We start from the raw sequence: 17272 nt of genomic DNA, 5'->3' as shown, positions 1-17272 counted from the left end.
TAGTTAGATTAGTCTAACATATTTTTGCATTTTTGCAAGTGATATAGAACACTTTTCTTTGGAAAAAAAGATATATTGAATAGCAAACAACAGAATTTGGCGGTTCTCCGCCAGAATAAACTTGCAGCCATTGTATTTTTTTTATAGTTTTGGCGCGGTTTTGGTATGTTGAGGATTTAATGGATATTCCGCTGTACAATAGTATGTATCTTGATTTTAGGTCCAAGCTCTTGGGCCCCGTCTTTAGTACAGAGGAAATTCTCGCCATTTTAGCCCGGAACCTGCCCCCTCTCGCCAAAATCACAAATATCGGCTTTGTAAATTGCCTTTTTTACGCACCGGTTAGCCAGTTTGCCCCCAACGGTCTTTCTGGAGAATTTACCGCCTACCACGACAAGAAGGCACTGCCCGAAAAACCCACCTCCCCGGATTTTTCCGAAACCATGACCACCGGCGAACAGGGGTCGTTCACCTTCCAGGCCCACCCCATCCAGGGCCACTCCTTTACCGACGAGGAAAGGCAAATCATCCAACTCCTGAGCTGGGACTTCTTTATCCTTTCGGGCCGCGCACGACTCATGGGCAACACTCGCAAGGCGGCCATTTCGGACCCCATGACCGGGGCTTACAACCTGGCAGGCATCTTCGCGTTTACCCAGCAGTTCATTGGCGACAACCTCAAGGACTACACCGCCCACTTTATCAACCTCAAGAATTTCAAGTACATCAATAAGGCCATGGGCAACAATGTAGGCGACCTCGCCCTCAAGATGTACGTCAAACAGATTCTCCAGTTCCTCGACAACACAGAACTGATCGCTCGCCTCGGCGGTGACAACTTCTTTGTTCTGACCAAAAAAAAACATCACAAAGAATTCATTGACAAGTTTACCGTTTGCGAACTGACCGCAAGCCAGGGGCCAAAGCCCATGAATATTCGCCTGCAGGCGCGCATAGGTATCTACCCCATCGAAGAAAACGTCATTGTAGGTGACGCCCTGAACAACTGCGCGACTGCCATGCAGGCCGCAAGATTCATCAGGACTCGCGACGTGGTGTACTTTACAAAGGAAATGCAAATCCAGTCAATCCACCAGAGGGAAATCTCGACTGAATTTCACAACGCCATGCGCAACCGCGAACTGGTCGTATTCTACCAGCCCAAGGTCAGCCTTGACGACAAGCAGATCAACGGCGCCGAAGCACTGGCACGCTGGGTCCGCCACAAGACTATTGTCCCGCCCATGGACTTCATTCCCATTCTGGAACGCGAAGGCACCATCTGCGAACTGGACTTCTACGTTTTCGAGACCGCCTGTAGCGACATCAGTGATTGGCTCAAGGCCGGTATTACCCCTGTGCGTATTTCTTCAAACTTCTCGAAGCTGCATCTGCGCAACGAAGACTTTGCCGACCGCATTCTCAACACCCTGAACAAGTACGAAATCGACGGCAAGTACATAGAAATCGAACTGACCGAAGTTTCCGATTTCGACGATACGATCGCCATGCAGAAATTCATCAACATCATGCGCAAGAACGGCATCGGTGTTGCCATTGATGACTTCGGCACCGGCTATTCGACCCTGAACGTGCTCAAAGATTACAACATAAACGTCGTGAAAATTGACAAGTCCCTATTGAACAATATCGGAAAGGCCAACTCCAACGACGAAATCGTTCTGAGGAATGTGGTCAAGATGGCCCAGGAACTCAACAAGGACGTGATTGCCGAAGGTGTGGAAACCCAGGAGCAGGCAGACTATCTCAAGGGCATCAACTGCAAAAACGCCCAAGGATTCCTGTTCGACAAGCCCCTTGTCCGCGACGATTTCCTGAAGCGACTGACAAACGACCGTATGTATTAATTCCGAGAAAGCCTTCTTTTGCTATATTCTCATATAATGAAGACTCTCGTTCACGACAGAAAAGTTTGCCTTGCCTGTGCAGGCTGCGTGGGAACATGCCCCAAGATGGCGCTCGACATGTTCGGCCTCGATTTGCAGATTGATTACGAAAAATGCATCAAGTGCGGCATTTGCTCCAAGACATGCCCTGTTGGTGCATTGAAAATCGTGGAGGCGGACGATGCTTGATTCCCATTACGATGTCGTTGTCATTGGCGCCGGTCCGGGCGGCTCTGTCGCTGCCCGCAACTTGGCTCGCGCCGGCCGCAAGGTTCTGTTGCTCGAGAAACGAGAAAAAATCGGTTACCCCGTACGTTGTGGCGAAGCTAGCACCAACCTGGCCGACCTGCAGACTTACGGTCCGATTGACGAGAGCTGTATCGAAAGCATTATCAACGGGCTCTACATTTATGGCCCCGCCGGCGTGAACATCGAAGTTCCCAAGCCCGCCACCGGCATCATGCTCAACCGCGAAATCTTTGACCCCTGGCTTGCAAAGCTTGCTGCCGACGATGGCGCCCAGGTAGAGACTTGCGCCCGTGCAGAATTCGTGGGCGGTGTCGAAGGCGACGAGCGCATGGTTCGAGTCGTACTCGGAAAAGGCGATGGAAACGGATCTGTCTCCGAAACGGGCTCCCAGGAAATTTTTGCAAAGATGGTGATTGCAGCCGACGGCGTCGAAAGCCGTATTGGTCGCATGGTTGGGCTCGACTGCGGACAGAAAATGATGCAGACCTGCACCGGTGTCGACATCGAGGTGCAAGGGCTCTTGACCAAGCCCGACTACCTGACCTTCTGGCAAGGCCACGATTACATTAACGACGGTTACATCTGGAGTTTCCCGAAGCAGAAATCGAACGTCACGAATTTCGGCGCAGGATTCTTGATTAGCAACAAGAGCAGGCCGAATATTCTGGAAGTCACGATGGAATGGCTCGAAAAGCTTTTCCCGGGAGCAAAGATCAATCATACCGTCGGAGGCGTGATTCCAGTTTCGAGCACGCTCAAGGACTACACGCTCGACCGATTCGCCCTCGTGGGCGATGCCGCCCACCACACCAACCCGCTCACGGGTGGTGGTATCGCTGCCGCGATGAGGGCGGGAAGATTCTGCGCCGAATACGTAGACCAAGGCCTTAAAGCCGGCAACCTCTCGAAGGAATTCTTGAAGCAATACGAAAAACGCTGCTACGATTACTTCGGCAAGATGCACGACTTCGAATACAAGTTCCGCAGGTTCCTGCTCGCGATCAACCGCGAAGACCAAATCGGGCTTTACAAGGTACTGCAAGGATTCGCACTCAGCGGATACAAGAAGAGCGCCTTCCTCAAAACGCCGCTTCAGACCACGAAGTTCCTGTACAAGTTCTGGAAGTTTAAATAGTTAGCAGTTCGCAGAACGCGGTTGGCCGTATTTCACACTGTTTTGAGCTTTGCTCAAAAAAAGTCGTCTACTTTCGTTTGCGCAAGCACGCGGTTATAAATAATCCGCTTGCCTATTTTTCCGTCTGTCGCGCATACGTGATCCGTAGGCGGTTTCAAAATAGATGTCACCAAATGGGCGGCAACCGTTTCTGCATGCACCGGGCGTATGAACGCAGGAATCCATTCCGGATGCGCGCCGATTGTCTTTTGCAAAAGTTCTTCGCCAAAGCGCCTGTCCTTATGCTTTCCGAGTAAAAGAGACGGACGCACTAGCGTCAGCGTTTCAAAGCCAATCATATCGAGGCCTTCTTCGAGCTGGCCCTTTAGGCGATTGTAAAAATACGGCGACTGGCTGTCGGCGCCCATCGCGCTTACGCACAAGAAGTTCTTTACGCCCGCCTTTTTGGCAATCGCCGCAAGCATGAGCGGAAGCCTCAGATCGACCTTTTCTTGAGCGGCCTTACTCCCTGCCTGCTTTCGGGTCGTCCCCAAGCAACACACCACCGCATCGCAACCGGTAAAACCCGCATAGAAAAACAGGCGCAAGGCTTCATTATCTTGTTCAAAATCCACTTGTTTGAAGTCAAGCTTGAACGCCCCTTCCAGAATTCCAAGATCCTTTAAATCCGGGATATTCCGTACAGGGCAAAAAACCCGCACAACCTGCGGAAGGCGTGCGAGTAATTTCAAAACGTTTTTGCCGATAAGTCCGGTTGAACCGAGAACAGCAACCTTCATAGAACCGTTACTTAACCATATCTCTGGTATTCAAGAAGCCGCGTTCCACACCGCGCGTAGGCAACACCACAACCTTGTTGTCTGCAGTGACAATCACCGTGACGCCGGCGATGTAGTTAATCCAGCGATAAGATTCATACGTCTTGAGGTCAACCGTACGGTTAGAAGCATAGACAGCCAACGGTTCCGTGAGCAAGTCGTGGGTAATCAACACGTTCACGCGCTTCCAGTAAGGCAGGTTGGCAAGAACCACTTCGTTCACGAACTGGTCGCCACGTTCCATGAGGTCATAGAAATAACCCGGAAGGCCCAAGTTCACCAGAAGAGTCGGGAACGGCTGTTCGTAAGCCCACATGGCCACATACTTGAAAGAGCCACCGCGCTTGGACACCATGGCATCCAAGGAATCCGAAGGCACCGTCAAGAAATACCCACCATTAATTTCTTCCATCGTCACCACTTCAGTGGTTTCGCCACGGCCCTCTGCAATCTTTGCAGCGGTCGTTTGGGTGCGCAAGAAATCGGTAGCGCCGTAATAGAACGATTCATCGCTCTTGAGCTTTGCGCCCACATCAAGTGCCTGCTGAAGGCCGACTTCGGTCAGAGGAGATTCTTTGCCCAAACCCGATTCACGTTCGGCATGACGCAACACAAAGACAATCTTTGCGTCGGCAGGGGCCGCCTTGTAGATTTCACCCACATCGTAAAAACCATTGGTATCGGGAGAAACAGCCAGTCCGATAGCGGCGGGGTTACGATAGAAACCGGCGGCCGTCATGGTGGGGTCCGTCGGGGTAGACGGATTAGTCGTAGTGGTATCTGCCGGAGGGTTCGTAACAGGATCAGTCGGAGTCGTCGCCGTATCCGTCGGAGTTTCCGGATTCGTTACCGGATCGGTCGGATTGGTAGCCGGGTCAGTAGTCGGGTTTGTTGCCGGATCCGTCGTAGGATTAGTTGTAGAATCAGTCGGAGTCGAAGGATCTGTCGGGGTTACTTGTTCCGGAACAGTGGTAGATGTCGGCGAAGAGTTAGAAGAATCATCTCCACAGCCAGCAATAATTACCGTAATAAATGCGGCACAAATCATAGGAAAAGCTTTGCCGGCAATAAATTTTTTCATATTCATCGTTTTTCCTCTAGTTTATTATCTATTCCCCTAATTTAACTATTTGCTCCACACAAAACCCGTAAATATTTCTAAACTTAATGGTGTAAAATTTTAACCCTAACCCATAGGACCGTCTTATGGCAAAAACATTCAAAAAAGCAGAAGAAGTGACCGTGCTCGGCAACGACGCGGAATCCTTCCGTAAGGCCTTTACCGACCACATCCACCACACGCTCGCCCGTAACAGCGCGACCGTGACCGACCACGAAAAGTTCCTCGCCGTTGCATACGCTGTACGCGACCGCTTGGTTGACCGCTGGATCAAGACCCAGGAAACCTACTACCAGAAAGACGTGAAGCGCGTCTACTATCTGTCCCTCGAATTTTTGATTGGCCGTACCCTCGGCAACTCCATTCTGAACCTTGACGTCGAAAGCGCCGTGACCGAAGCTCTTGACGAACTCGGCATGACTCTCGAAGAACTCCGTGAACAGGAAGTGGACGCCGGCCTCGGCAATGGTGGTCTCGGCCGCCTCGCCGCCTGCTTCCTCGACTCCATGGCTACGCTCGAACTCCCGGCCACCGGTATGGGCATCCGCTATGAATATGGTATGTTCAGCCAGAAGATCGTGAACGGCGAACAGGAAGAACAGCCGGATAACTGGCTGCGCCTTACCAACCCGTGGGAAATTGCACGTCCGTCGAACGAAGTCAAGGTGCCCATGTACGGCTACGTCGTGAGCTGGATGGACGAAAAGGGCAAGCTCCGTAACCGTTGGGAAACCAAGGACTACGTGCTCGCACTCCCCTACGACACTCCGATTCCGGGTTACAAGAACAACACCGTGAACAACCTGCGCCTCTGGAGCGCGAAGTCCACCGACGACTTCGGCCTCAGCTACTTCAACAACGGTGACTACATCGCCGCCGTGCAGGACATGGAACTTTCCGAAACCATTTCCAAGGTGCTCTACCCGAACGACGCTTCCATGAACGGAAAGGAACTGCGCCTCAAGCAGCAGTACTTCCTCTGCTCTGCATCGCTGCAGGACATCATCCGCCGCTTCAAGAAACTGCACGAAGGCGAATGGAAGGTGTTCCCCGAAAAGGTCGCTATCCAGCTGAACGACACGCACCCGGCAATCTCTATCGCCGAAATGATGCGCATCTTGCTCGACGAAGAAAACCTGGAATGGGACGAAGCTTGGGAAATCGTGACGCACACGTTTGCCTACACGAACCACACCTTGATGCCCGAAGCTCTCGAAAAGTGGCCGGTCAGCCTCTTCGAAAAGCTGTTGCCGCGTCACCTCCAGATCATTTACGAAATCAACGCCCGCTTCCTCCGTCAGGTGTCCCTCAAGTGGCCCGGCGACAACGCTCGCCTTGCCCGCATGAGCCTCATCGAAGAAGGCGGCTGCAAGATGGTCCGCATGGCTTACCTCTCCATCGTGGGTTCGTTCGCCGTGAATGGTGTGGCAGCACTCCACTCCGACCTCTTGAAGACCACGCTCTTCAAGGACTTCTACGAACTGTGGCCTGAAAAGTTCAACAACAAGACGAACGGCGTGACGCCGCGTCGCTGGGTCCGCAAGGCTAACCCGGCTATGTCCGAACTCATTTCTTCCAAGATCGGCGAAGGCTGGGTCAAGGACCTCGATGAACTCAAGAAGCTCGAAAAGTTTGCAAAGGACGCCAAGTTCCAGAAGGAATTCATGGCCGTCAAGAAGCAGAACAAGGAACGCCTCGCCAAGTACCTCAAGGCAACACAGGGCGTCGATGTCGACGTGAACACGTTCTTCGACGTGCAGGTCAAGCGTATCCACGAATACAAGCGCCAGCTCCTGAACATTCTGCATGCCATTCACCTGTACATCCAGCTGAAGGACGGCAAGGAAATCATGCCGCGTACCATCATGATCGGTGGTAAGGCCGCTCCGGGTTACTGGATGGCCAAGCAGATCATCCGTCTTGCCAACGCCGTTGCCGCCATCATCGATGCCGACCCGGTTTGCAAGGGCAAGCTCAAGATGGTGTTCCTCGAAAACTACCGCGTGTCTTTCGCCGAAAAGATCATTCCGGCCGCAGACCTCTCCGAACAGATTTCCACCGCAGGTACCGAAGCTTCCGGTACCGGTAACATGAAGTTCGCCTTGAACGGCGCACTCACCATCGGCACGCTCGATGGCGCCAACGTCGAAATGAAGGAAGAAGTCGGCGACGAAAATATCTTCATTTTCGGCCTCACCGTGGAAGAAGTCACCGACCTGCTCGCCAAGGGCTACCGTCCGCGCGACTTCTACGAACACGACGACGATCTGCGCCGCGTGATCGACCTGATCGCTTCCGGCTTCTTCAGCCCCGACCGTCCGGACCTGTTCAAGCACATTGCAGACAAGCTCCTCACCAACGACAACTACCTGCTCTGCGCAGACTTCCGCAGCTACGTGGACATGCAGAAGAGAGTCGCCGAGGAATACCAGGACAAGAAGACCTGGGCCGAAAAGGCAATCCTCAATGTCGCTCGCATGGGCAAGTTCAGCTCCGACCGTACCATCAAGCAGTACGCCGAAGAAATCTGGAACGCCAAGAGCTGCAGCATCAAGCTGTAGTTAGTAAGCAGTAGGAAGTAGACAGTAGGAAGTTTTCTACTGTCATCCTGAGCGAAGAACCGCAAGGTTCGAAGTCGAAGGATCCAAGCTTGAATATTGAAAAGTTCGCGACCTTAACGGTCGCGGGCTTTTTATATTTGAGTCAAAGGACATTTTTATGGAAATCAAGAAGACGAATGCGGCGAGAATCCTGGACCGCCAGAAAATTTCTTACGAACTCATCCCCTACAAGGTCGACGAAAACGACCTCGGCGCGCAACACGTGGCCGACAGCCTCGGCGAAGACATCAACCAAGTTTTCAAGACCATTCTTGTTCACGGTGACAAGATCGGCTACTTAATTTGTGTGGTACCAGGCAACCTCGAAGTCGACTTGAAGGGTGCCGCCAAGGTGAGCGGTAACAAGAAAATTGACACTGTCCCGCTCAAGGACTTGACGCCGCTGACCGGCTACATCCGCGGCGGTTGCAGCCCGCTCGGCCTCAAGAAGAACTTCCCGATTTTCATTCACGAAACCGCAATGAACTTCCCGTACATTTACGTGAGTGCAGGAGAACGCGGCCTGCAACTGAAAGTTGCACCCGCCGACCTCGTGAAGGCGACACGCGCCACCGTGGGCGTGATCGCGCGAGTTCCGCCCGAAGCCCCGCAAGATTAAGCGAGCATTTCAAGCATAAAAAAGCCTCTCCCGAGGGAGAGGCTTTTTCAAATTCGCAGTAAAGGATTACTTCACCGAGATGCTACGGACAGCGCGGCCCTGTTTCACCATGTAAACGCCGGAATTGTACTTGGCCTTGATTGCCGCATTCAAGGTTTCTGCGTCAGCCGTTTCAAAGGAGCCGAGGTACTTGCCCTGAGCGTCAAACACGAGCGACGTATTGTTACCGACAGTCATAGAACGAATACCCTTGATAGCCTCCGTCGAGCTGCTGGATTCAGGTTCAGCAGAAGAGCTGGACTGTTCCGCACCTTCGATATAAACCTTGGCATAGGGGAAGTCATATTCACCCTTGGCATTTGCTCCGCTATTGCTTCCAGCTTCGCCGAGAATCTTGGCTTCGTGCATCTTGCCCATTTTCATGCCAAGTTCTTCCCACTTCTTGAAGTGAGCGGTAATGTCGATAGTACCGCAATCGCGCTTTGACTTACGGACGCTAAAATACTGCTTAAAGTATTTATTGTCGCCATCGATGGAATAAGAGGTGCGGTCACCTTCATAAACCGTATACTGAGCACCATCGATTTCAAACACGCCATGATTCTTTGCAGAAGCTCCCTGGGCAACCCAGTCGCCCGGCATGTACTGGCTACCGGTGTTATCCACAATGTACCATTCCACCAGAGGTTCACGGGTCCAGCCGTAAATGCCGATATAGGAATAATCGATTCCAGAGAGCCCGCTCTTGACCAGCTTGAAGTCCGCCTTCATGTGTCCGATTTCTTCGTGAGTCTTGTCGCTATTGAATGCAAGACCCGTACGGCACAGGTAGTCCTTGGCACCTGTCATCTTGCAGTTGAAGGAACCGTCGTCGTAGAACGTCGCAGAACCACCGTTGCCGCCTTCGTTCCAAAGTTCGTAACCAACGTCGCCGATAGTACCGACCTTGTTCGAAGACACTTCCACGGATTCACCGCTATGGGTTGTCGTATTACAGAAATCCTGAGCAAATGCATTTGCAGTCAGGACACAAGTGGCAATCAAGCCGAATTTAAGAATAGTTCTCATATACACCTTCCTGTTGTAAGACGAAATTTAATTCAACAAAGTCGTCTTTGCAAGTTCGCAAACCGTATTCGTTAATCCAAATTGAGGCTGCCCGACTGAAATCCACGAACAAGCGACTTATATTCTTCCATGAACGCTTCATGATTCTGTTTTACGAAATCCAGGTTGCCTTCTTTGCAGGCCATTTCCAGCGCCTTGGCATCTTCATAAACTTTAATCGCACCGATTGTAAGAGAGGTACTTTTTACGGCGTGAACCGTAATGCGGTAATACTCCAAGTCGCCATTTTCAAAGTATTCCTTTAGTTCTGCAGTCTTTTCACTTTTTACATATTCGTCAAGCATTTCTTTATAGAACTTCTTGTCATTCATACAATAGGCAAGGCCTGTAGCCATATCCAACATATCGGTCAACGCTACCTGTGGCATTGCTGAAACGGTTTCTGCAGGGTTACAAGTTTTCTCTTCTCTTTCGTGCACAACCTTGACCAGGTCTTTCGACAAGAATTTTTTTAGTGTCGACAGCAAGACTTCTTCGCGAATCGGTTTTGCCATGTAATCCGAGAAACCTTCATCCATGTAACCATTTCGTGCATCCGAAACGGCATTAGCAGTAAGCATCACCACCGGAGTAATGGCGTTTGGATTTTTCTCCAACAGTTTCATGCGGCGGAACGCTTCCACGCCATCCATGACCGGCATCATGTGATCCAGGAAGATGACATCGTAATGTTTGCCTTGAATGAGTTCCAAAGCCTCGGCGCCATTCATTGCCGTATCGATTTGGATCTTGGTGTCTTTTAACAGGCCTGCGAACACCTTCAGGTTCATTTGCACATCGTCAACCACCAGGATTTTCGCCTCGGGCGCTTCAAACCTTTCGTGCGCGGCATCCACCACATTCACGTGTTGCTTATAGAGCTTTTCAAAATCACCCAGAGGTTTTTCATCGCTGACTTGCTGCAACAGGCATACTGTAAAGACAGACCCCTCGCCGTACGTACTTTCAACCTCGATGGAGCCGCCCATCATATCCAGCAGCTGCTTGGTCAAATTCAAGCCAAGGCCCGTACCTTCGATGTTCCTATTGCGTTTTTCATCGAGCCGCACAAAGTCGGCAAATAATTTTTCGCGATCTTTTTCGCGGATACCGATACCCGTGTCCTTCACTTGAATAAAGAGCTTTACCTGTTTCGAATTACCCCCCTGAATCGGGTCGACACTTAGTTTTTCGGAGCGCACCGATAAGGTAATTGAACCTTCGTTCGTATACTTGACCGCATTCGAAAGCAAGTTGTTCACCACCTGTCTAATACGAACTTCGTCACCGAATAGCGATCTTGGAATGTCCGGCGAAATATCCATCACCAATTCCAAATTCTTGTCGTGAGCGCGAATGGCTACCATGTTGTAGCAGTCGTTCAGCACGGTAAACACGCTATACGTAACAGGCAGAATTTCCATTTTGCCCGATTCAATTTTAGAAATATCCAAAATATCGTTAATGAGCGAAAGCAGCGTTTGGCCAGCACTTTGAATATTCAGCGCATAATCCCGTAAGCTTTCATCTTTGCATTCTTTCAGGAGCATTGAATCCATGCCCAAGATTCCATTAATCGGCGTACGGATTTCATGGCTCATGTTGGCAAGAAAAGCACTCTTCGCCTTGCTTGCGCTTTCGGCATTTTCTTTTTCGCGAAGCAGCTCCTTGTTTTCGCGGGCTTTCTTTTCAGAAAGCACCACATAGAGCATGGCAATTGTAAACATGAATATCAAAAGCCCAAAGACCCAGATAATCAAGAATGAAATATCATCTTTTTCAGATGCCACCTCTCTTTCGGGCACTACGCCCGTCAAGGCAACTCCCGGCAACTTGAGTTCAGCGATAAAGTAATAGTATTCCACACCACGAACATCCAAATGCGTCGCTGCAGAAATGGAGACATTCAAGCCAGCTCTCAGCTTATCGCGAACCGCCAAGAACCCTTCTTCTCCCCACAGCAAATCTGTTCCAAGCGAATCATTCGAAGACTTGATGATAATAGAATCTCTCGCATCTCTTAAAGTTGCGTAGCCTCGGCCACCATAGCTTTGCACGCCAAAAATTCTAACAACCGCATCTTCTTTGTACATGCGGAACAGCACATACTTGATGTTTTTTCCACTGTACACAGGAGCCGAAAACATAAGGCCAATTCCCTTGGAATAGCTTATGGATTTTACTCCATGGAACGATTCCGAAATACCCTTAAAATGCGAAGCATCGATATGAGTCGTATCGCCACTATAGACAATTTTACCGTTCAAGGCTATCACGCCATAGTAATAATTGCCATTCGGGTCTTCAAGCGTTGCAAGCATCGGCTCAAAATGACTCATATTCGCAGAAATCCCCGAAGAAATTCCTGCCAGAGATTTCAATTCAAGATCAAGCCTTTCACCTGCCGCGGCGGCATAGCTTTCGGCTTGGTAAGCCACTTGCTTTTCGACATAGTTATCAAACAGGTTCGAAAACTTGACACGCAGCAAAACTCCTACCAAAAGGAGTATCAAAACAAAAAACAGAATACCAACCAAGGGACGCACCCCAATCTTTTTTATCATGGTTCTATCGCACCCTTTATAAGCCAATTCATTTCATTGTGCAGAACTTCGTCACTAATCGTTTCGCCCTCTTCGGAACGGATCTTTCCTTCGACATCCTCAATCCTTCCCGAGAAAACATTGTAGCCTGCCTTGATTTTTTCGGCAGCCGCATTTACCAGAATCTTCACGCTATCAGGAACTTCGCTAGAATAGAATGCAAGCCCTACGGCATCTTTTTCTAGTCCGACCCAGTAATCCATATTTTCGTTATCCTTTTTCTGGATATAGTCCTGAATAAAGTCCTTGTAAATAATGCCCCAGTTGATAGCGATGGAGGTAAGCATTCTAGGTGAGAACCGGTTATTTTCCACATGGTTTCCAATGCAATATAGCCCACGCTTTTCGGCCACTTCAATAATAAAGGCCCTGTCTTGATGGAACGCGATAACATCGATACCCGAACTATCAATCAACTTGTTTGCGTTTTCGGTTTCCATATTGCCTTCGTTCCAGGAATTCGTCCAACGTACAAACACCTTAGCACGCGGATTAACACTTTGCACGCCCAAGATGAACGCATTCAAGCCCCTATAAACCTGGATATTCTTCATCGCAGCGACAAAGCCCACGTGGTTCGTCTTGGTCATGGCCCCCGCAACAATTCCTGCAAGATATCGAGCCTGGTAAATACGGGCAAAATAGGCTTTATAGTTGGGAGCATCGTATTCCCAGTTGATTCCATAGAATGTCACTTCCGGGTGCGATTCAATAATATCCTTGATTAAAATCGGATAATTGTAGCTCGTAAGCACAATGACTTTCAAGCTATCGGCAATCATTCCGGTCACCGCATTCGCAAGGGGAATACGTTCCTCGGGAATATCAATCACCAAGTTCCTTTGCACGCCAAGGGAATCGCAAGCATTCCTGATTCCCTTATAAATGGTTTCATTCCAGCCATTGTCAGCCGTATCGCTTAAAAGGACAAATCCGACACGGAGTTTTTGCGATTTGGTCTTCTTGACCGATTCCACATTGTCGACTTTTGCAAAAACCACATATAACAACACAAAAAAGATGACTACCGCCGTCAACGTTCCAATGGTCACTCTACTCTTCATCGATGATTACCCCCTTTACGAACCAGTTGAAATTATTCAGCATATCGCTGTCAGACATGCTTTCCCCTTCATTAATGCGAATTGTTCCGGTATCATCTTCGATGGGTCCGTAAAAAACATCAAAAGAACCGTTCTGAATTTTTTTGCGTTCACTGTTTACAAGATCAATCGTTTCCGGCGCCACATGGTTCGTTAGCGGAGCCAGATCAACAACTCCCGAATTAGCACCACTCCAATAATTCCTACCCACAAATTTTTTCTTGAGTACGTTGAGGATGTGCGGCGTATAGAAATTTTCCCAGCGCCAAATAGGTGCCGTCAAGAAATGTTCCGGATACATTTCTGCATTGTCCAAGTTGTAACCCACAAGCCAAAGTCCAAGAGAATCCGCAATGCGCAAGGGTTCCTGGCTATCCGTATGCAAAGTGAGCACGTCAATCGAATCATGGTGAGCCCAAAGGGCGCGCGTCGCCCTCGCGCACGCTTTGTCTTCGTTCCAGGATTTTGTCCAGCGAACAATCACATTCGCATTCGGGTTTACCTTTTTCACGCCCAAGGTAAAAGCGTTTATTCCTCGAATCACCTCGGGAATATCGAAGGCCGCCACATAACCGATGTTGCCGGATTTCGTCTGCATGCCGGCGACAATGCCCGAAAGATAGCGCATTTGGTAAATCCGGCCAAAATACGTCGACATGTTCTTGGAATAGCCCAAGCCAGATGCATGGAAGAATTTTACGTCTGGGTGCTTGACAGCCACATTCTGGACATAAGGCCCGAGCTGGAAGGAATTCGCAATGACAATCTTTGCACCCGCAGCAATCAAGCCTTCCATCACTTCTTCAGAAGTTCTATCTGCCGGAATCCTTTCGCGGAACATGACGTCCAGATTCAACTCCTTAGCGGTCTTTCGCATTCCCTCATAATGCGACTGTCCCCAGCTATGGTCTTCGATAGAGCCGTTCATAATCATCGCAACCTTTGTCTTTTCGCGAGTAATGTCGGTATTTTTCTTTTTAACATTGAACGTGAGCAATCCTGCTATAATCACAGCAAGGATTAGCGAGGGAACAATATAAACCAGTTTCATGTTACGACTCCCCTGCAGCAAGATAACTGGACAACTTTTCTAGAATCAACTTATAATCAGTCATGCACTTTTCGTGCTGTGCGCGCACATAATCCACGTTGCCTTCTTTACAAGCCGTTTCTAGCGCCTTGGCCGATTCCGACAAGGCGACCGCCCCGATTGTCAACGATGTACTTTTCAGGGAATGGATTGTAATCCGGTAACATTCAAGGTCATTACTTGCCAAGGATTTTTCCAATTCATCGCGACGATCGTTCTTCACGTATTCGGCAAGCATTTCGCGATAAAAGGATTCGTCGTTCATGCAGTAACCAAGCCCCGTTTCCGTATTCAGGAATTCCGATAGCGCACCCATCGAAGACGAGGCCTGTTTCGCCAGGTTCTTTTCGACAGTGAGAACATCTTCGATAAGCTCAGGCGACAAAAGTTTTTTCACCACCGAAAGCAATGTTTTTTCACGAATCGGTTTGGTAATGTAGTCGGTAAAGCCCGCCTGCATGTAAGCATCTTTCGCTCCCACCACCGCATTTGCCGTAAGCATGACGACAGGCGTTTTCTGGATATCAAAGCCCTTAATGTCTTTCATGCATTGCAAGGTTTCGATTCCATCCATGACAGGCATCATGTGGTCCAAAAGGACCAAGTCATAATGATTTTTTTCTACAAGCGAAAGCGCATCTTCCCCATTTGTCGCTGTATCAATCTTTATTTCCGTTTCCTTGAGAAGTCCGCAAACCACCTTCAGGTTCATGACGACATCATCAACCACAAGCAACCTAGCGTTTCTCGCCTTGAACTTTTTATCTGCAGAGTCAAACGAAATAAATTCCTTATGACGCTCAATAAAGTTACCAATAGCTTCATCACTCTTGACGGGCTGCGGAATATGGACTTCGAATACCGAGCCGGAACCGTAGACGCTTTTCACCAGCACGCGGCCCTTCATCATCTCGACCAACTTTTTAGTAAGGTTCAGCCCAAGGCCCGTGCCCTCGATACTCCTGTTGCGTTCCAAATCGATTCGTTCAAAGCTCTGGAACAGTTTATCGCGATCATCCGAGCGAATGCCAATACCCGTATCGGCCACGATAATCACAAGTTCAATACGTTTAGCAGCATTCTCCTCTGGCAGCGTCTTGAAATCCACCAGCAAGTCCACAGTTCCCTTCGGCGTGTACTTGATTGCGTTCGAAAGCAAGTTATTTACAATCTGGCGGAGGCGCACATCGTCGCCTTCCAAGAGCGCCGGTGTTTTCGGATTCACGTTGATATTGAATTCCAGGCCCTTACTTTGCGCACGCGGGTTGGCAACGCAGTAGCAATCATTCAACACCGCGAACAAGTCGTACTCTTCGACGAACAGTTCCATTTTACCCGATTCAATCTTCGTAATATCCAGGACATCATTCACCAACGACAAAAGCGTGTGGCCCGCATTCTGAATGTTCTGGGCATATTCCAGCAGCGAGTTGTCCTTGCATTCCTTCAGGAGCATGGCATTCATCCCTAAAATGCCGTTGATCGGCGTGCGGATTTCGTGGCTCATATTGGCAAGGAAAAAGCTCTTGGCCATGTTCGCCGATTCCGCATTCTTGCGGGCTTCTTCGGCTTCAGCCCAAGCCTTTCGAAGTTCATCGGAATGTTGGGCTTCTTTGCGGGCATTATCCAAGTTTTCAAGCAAACGGTGCGTGAGTTTTGCAATGGTTATGCACAAAAGCGTCATGGTAATCGCTTCAATCAAAAAGCCTGCCGAACGAGAAATCCACCAGAACGTATCCGAAGAAAATTCGCCATGGTTGGCACCGGGAGCCCTAAAGTAAAGGGATACCACAATCAAGATGTAACTGAATATCGAAATTTTAAGGGTAAAGGCCGCATTGAAAAATAAAAGGCTTGTGACCATGGCAAGAGAATAAGTCATGTAAATGCCGATGTTTTCATTAGTCGCAAGCGTCGCGATGATGCTCCCCATACCCAACACACAAAAATACCGACGCACCACGAGCGGAGCTCCCATGCGTTCAATAAAAGTCGGGAGCCAGAGAATCACAAAAGCGATTGCAGTCAAAATCGTCAGTTCGCAATAGTCGATTTTAAACAAATGAATAATATTTCCGAAATAGATTAACGGAAACATCGCCCATAGCCAGCGCATCACGCGTGTCAGGGTTTGCAAAACGCGACGATCATTTTCATCAAAGATGTCGTTAGGCACAATAGTCCGCATCGGTCCACCCCGCTCATCAGACAAGTCTATCGTCGCGCATGGTGTAATTCACATCATCGTCAATCATCTGGAGCATTATATCGGCGAAATCCGGATCGAACTGCTGACCGCGACCGCGCACAATTTCACTGCGTACCGTTTCTTGCGGCAAGCCCGAACGGTAACTACGGCGGCTCGTCATGGCATCGTAAGCGTCGGCCACGGCGATAATGCGGCCTATTTCAGGAATGCCATAACCGGCAAGCCCTTCCGGGTAACCCTTGCCGTCGAAACGTTCATGGTGGTAATGCGCACCGATCTCGATTTTGGGCATCTCGGTGATATTCTTCAGAATTTCAACCCCGATACTCGGGTGCTGTTTAATCGTTTCGTATTCTTCGTCCGTGAGCTTGGAATTCTTGTTCAAGATATTGTCCGGAATACCAATTTTCCCGATATCGTGCAGCAGAGCAATGAAATAGATTTCGTCCTGGAATTCCACGGGCTTGCCCGCGCGGCGAGCAATTTCCTTGCTGTACTTAGCCACGCGGCTCGAATGACCGTTCGTGTAGCGGTCCTTGGCATCAATCGCCGAAGCAAGCGTCTTGACCACCTGCAAAGAAAGAACTTGAAGTTTGCGACGGCTTTCTTCGAGTTCTTCGGTACGGCGTTCCACTTCGCTTTCAAGGTTGACCTGCAATTCGCGAAGCGAGAGAATTCGCTTGATTCGCTCAAGCACCACTTCGGGCACCAG

The 17272-nt window shown here is 49.6% G+C and carries 13 protein-coding genes; 5 read left to right on the top strand and 8 right to left on the bottom strand.

Annotated elements, in window-relative coordinates; all coding sequences use genetic code 11:
* The first annotated feature begins 179 nt into the window (after positions 1–179).
* Genes B7988_RS00520 through B7988_RS00510 form a run of 3 tightly spaced genes read left to right on the top strand, consistent with a single transcriptional unit; the run spans position 180 to position 3291 of the window.
* On the top strand, positions 180–1868 hold the full coding sequence (locus B7988_RS00520; RefSeq protein WP_088656449.1) for a bifunctional diguanylate cyclase/phosphodiesterase: 1689 nt from the start codon (positions 180–182) through the stop codon (positions 1866–1868).
* Between the two features lie 36 nt (positions 1869–1904).
* On the top strand, positions 1905–2096 hold the full coding sequence (locus B7988_RS00515; RefSeq protein WP_073318568.1) for a 4Fe-4S binding protein: 192 nt from the start codon (positions 1905–1907) through the stop codon (positions 2094–2096).
* Positions 2089–3291, top strand: a complete 1203-nt coding sequence (locus B7988_RS00510) for an NAD(P)/FAD-dependent oxidoreductase (protein ID WP_073318571.1) — start codon at positions 2089–2091, stop codon at positions 3289–3291. Before B7988_RS00515 ends, B7988_RS00510 begins: the two co-directional genes overlap by 8 nt.
* 53 nt (positions 3292–3344) lie before the next feature.
* On the opposite strand, the gene B7988_RS00505 is transcribed toward B7988_RS00510, so the two are convergent.
* Together B7988_RS00505 and B7988_RS00500 are read right to left on the bottom strand one after the other, a co-directional pair.
* Positions 3345–4070 carry an NAD(P)H-binding protein gene (locus tag B7988_RS00505; RefSeq protein ID WP_088656448.1) on the bottom strand — a complete coding sequence of 242 codons (726 nt, stop codon included), beginning with the start codon at positions 4068–4070 and terminating at the stop codon, positions 3345–3347.
* A gap of 7 nt (positions 4071–4077) precedes the next feature.
* A complete protein-coding gene (locus tag B7988_RS00500; protein WP_141225507.1) occupies positions 4078–5196 on the bottom strand; it encodes a histidine phosphatase family protein in 1119 nt (372 codons plus the stop codon).
* Positions 5197–5315: 119 nt separating this feature from the next.
* Here B7988_RS00500 and B7988_RS00495 point away from each other — a divergent pair, with 119 nt between their 5' ends.
* Together B7988_RS00495 and ybaK are read left to right on the top strand one after the other, a co-directional pair.
* Positions 5316–7790 carry a glycogen/starch/alpha-glucan phosphorylase gene (locus B7988_RS00495; RefSeq protein WP_088656446.1) on the top strand — a complete coding sequence of 825 codons (2475 nt, stop codon included), beginning with the start codon at positions 5316–5318 and terminating at the stop codon, positions 7788–7790.
* Positions 7791–7947: 157 nt separating this feature from the next.
* A complete protein-coding gene (gene ybaK / locus B7988_RS00490) occupies positions 7948–8448 on the top strand; it encodes a Cys-tRNA(Pro) deacylase (protein WP_073318580.1) in 501 nt (166 codons plus the stop codon).
* 66 nt (positions 8449–8514) lie between these two features.
* Here ybaK and B7988_RS00485 read toward each other — a convergent pair whose 3' ends face one another.
* The 6 genes from B7988_RS00485 to B7988_RS00460 form a co-directional block, all read right to left on the bottom strand.
* Positions 8515–9516 (bottom strand): glycoside hydrolase family 11 protein, encoded by a 1002-nt coding sequence (locus tag B7988_RS00485; protein WP_088656445.1) that lies wholly within the window; start codon positions 9514–9516, stop codon positions 8515–8517.
* 71 nt (positions 9517–9587) lie between these two features.
* Positions 9588–12044 carry an ATP-binding protein gene (locus B7988_RS00480; RefSeq protein WP_170930499.1) on the bottom strand — a complete coding sequence of 819 codons (2457 nt, stop codon included), beginning with the start codon at positions 12042–12044 and terminating at the stop codon, positions 9588–9590.
* A gap of 71 nt (positions 12045–12115) precedes the next feature.
* Positions 12116–13222 (bottom strand): BMP family ABC transporter substrate-binding protein, encoded by a 1107-nt coding sequence (locus B7988_RS00475; protein WP_088656443.1) that lies wholly within the window; start codon positions 13220–13222, stop codon positions 12116–12118.
* Positions 13212–14312 (bottom strand): BMP family ABC transporter substrate-binding protein, encoded by a 1101-nt coding sequence (locus B7988_RS00470; protein ID WP_088656442.1) that lies wholly within the window; start codon positions 14310–14312, stop codon positions 13212–13214. The genes B7988_RS00475 and B7988_RS00470 overlap by 11 nt, the downstream gene beginning before the upstream one ends.
* Position 14313: 1 nt before the next feature.
* Entirely contained in the window at positions 14314–16539 is a 2226-nt protein-coding gene (locus B7988_RS00465; RefSeq protein WP_088656441.1) for an ATP-binding protein, read from the bottom strand.
* Between the two features lie 16 nt (positions 16540–16555).
* The gene (locus B7988_RS00460; protein WP_212668284.1) at positions 16556–17269 is read right to left on the bottom strand and encodes an HD-GYP domain-containing protein; all 714 of its coding nucleotides are present in this window, start codon (positions 17267–17269) and stop codon (positions 16556–16558) included.
* Positions 17270–17272 lie beyond the last annotated feature (3 nt).

Origin of the sequence: Fibrobacter sp. UWB1, assembly GCF_002210325.1 — a bacterium.
Lineage (GTDB): Bacteria > Fibrobacterota > Fibrobacteria > Fibrobacterales > Fibrobacteraceae > Fibrobacter.
Note: the sequence above shows the minus strand (reverse complement) of the source record. Positions and strands in the feature narration are given on the sequence as shown.

Coding starts and splice junctions, on each gene's coding strand:
- B7988_RS00520 (WP_088656449.1), top strand. CDS start 180: ATGGATATTCCGCTGTACAATAGTATGTATCTTGATTTTAGGTCCAAG.
- B7988_RS00515 (WP_073318568.1), top strand. CDS start 1,905: ATGAAGACTCTCGTTCACGACAGAAAAGTTTGCCTTGCCTGTGCAGGC.
- B7988_RS00510 (WP_073318571.1), top strand. CDS start 2,089: ATGCTTGATTCCCATTACGATGTCGTTGTCATTGGCGCCGGTCCGGGC.
- B7988_RS00505 (WP_088656448.1), bottom strand. CDS start 4,070: ATGAAGGTTGCTGTTCTCGGTTCAACCGGACTTATCGGCAAAAACGTT.
- B7988_RS00500 (WP_141225507.1), bottom strand. CDS start 5,196: ATGAATATGAAAAAATTTATTGCCGGCAAAGCTTTTCCTATGATTTGT.
- B7988_RS00495 (WP_088656446.1), top strand. CDS start 5,316: ATGGCAAAAACATTCAAAAAAGCAGAAGAAGTGACCGTGCTCGGCAAC.
- ybaK (WP_073318580.1), top strand. CDS start 7,948: ATGGAAATCAAGAAGACGAATGCGGCGAGAATCCTGGACCGCCAGAAA.
- B7988_RS00485 (WP_088656445.1), bottom strand. CDS start 9,516: ATGAGAACTATTCTTAAATTCGGCTTGATTGCCACTTGTGTCCTGACT.
- B7988_RS00475 (WP_088656443.1), bottom strand. CDS start 13,222: ATGAAGAGTAGAGTGACCATTGGAACGTTGACGGCGGTAGTCATCTTT.
- B7988_RS00470 (WP_088656442.1), bottom strand. CDS start 14,312: ATGAAACTGGTTTATATTGTTCCCTCGCTAATCCTTGCTGTGATTATA.
- B7988_RS00465 (WP_088656441.1), bottom strand. CDS start 16,539: ATGCGGACTATTGTGCCTAACGACATCTTTGATGAAAATGATCGTCGC.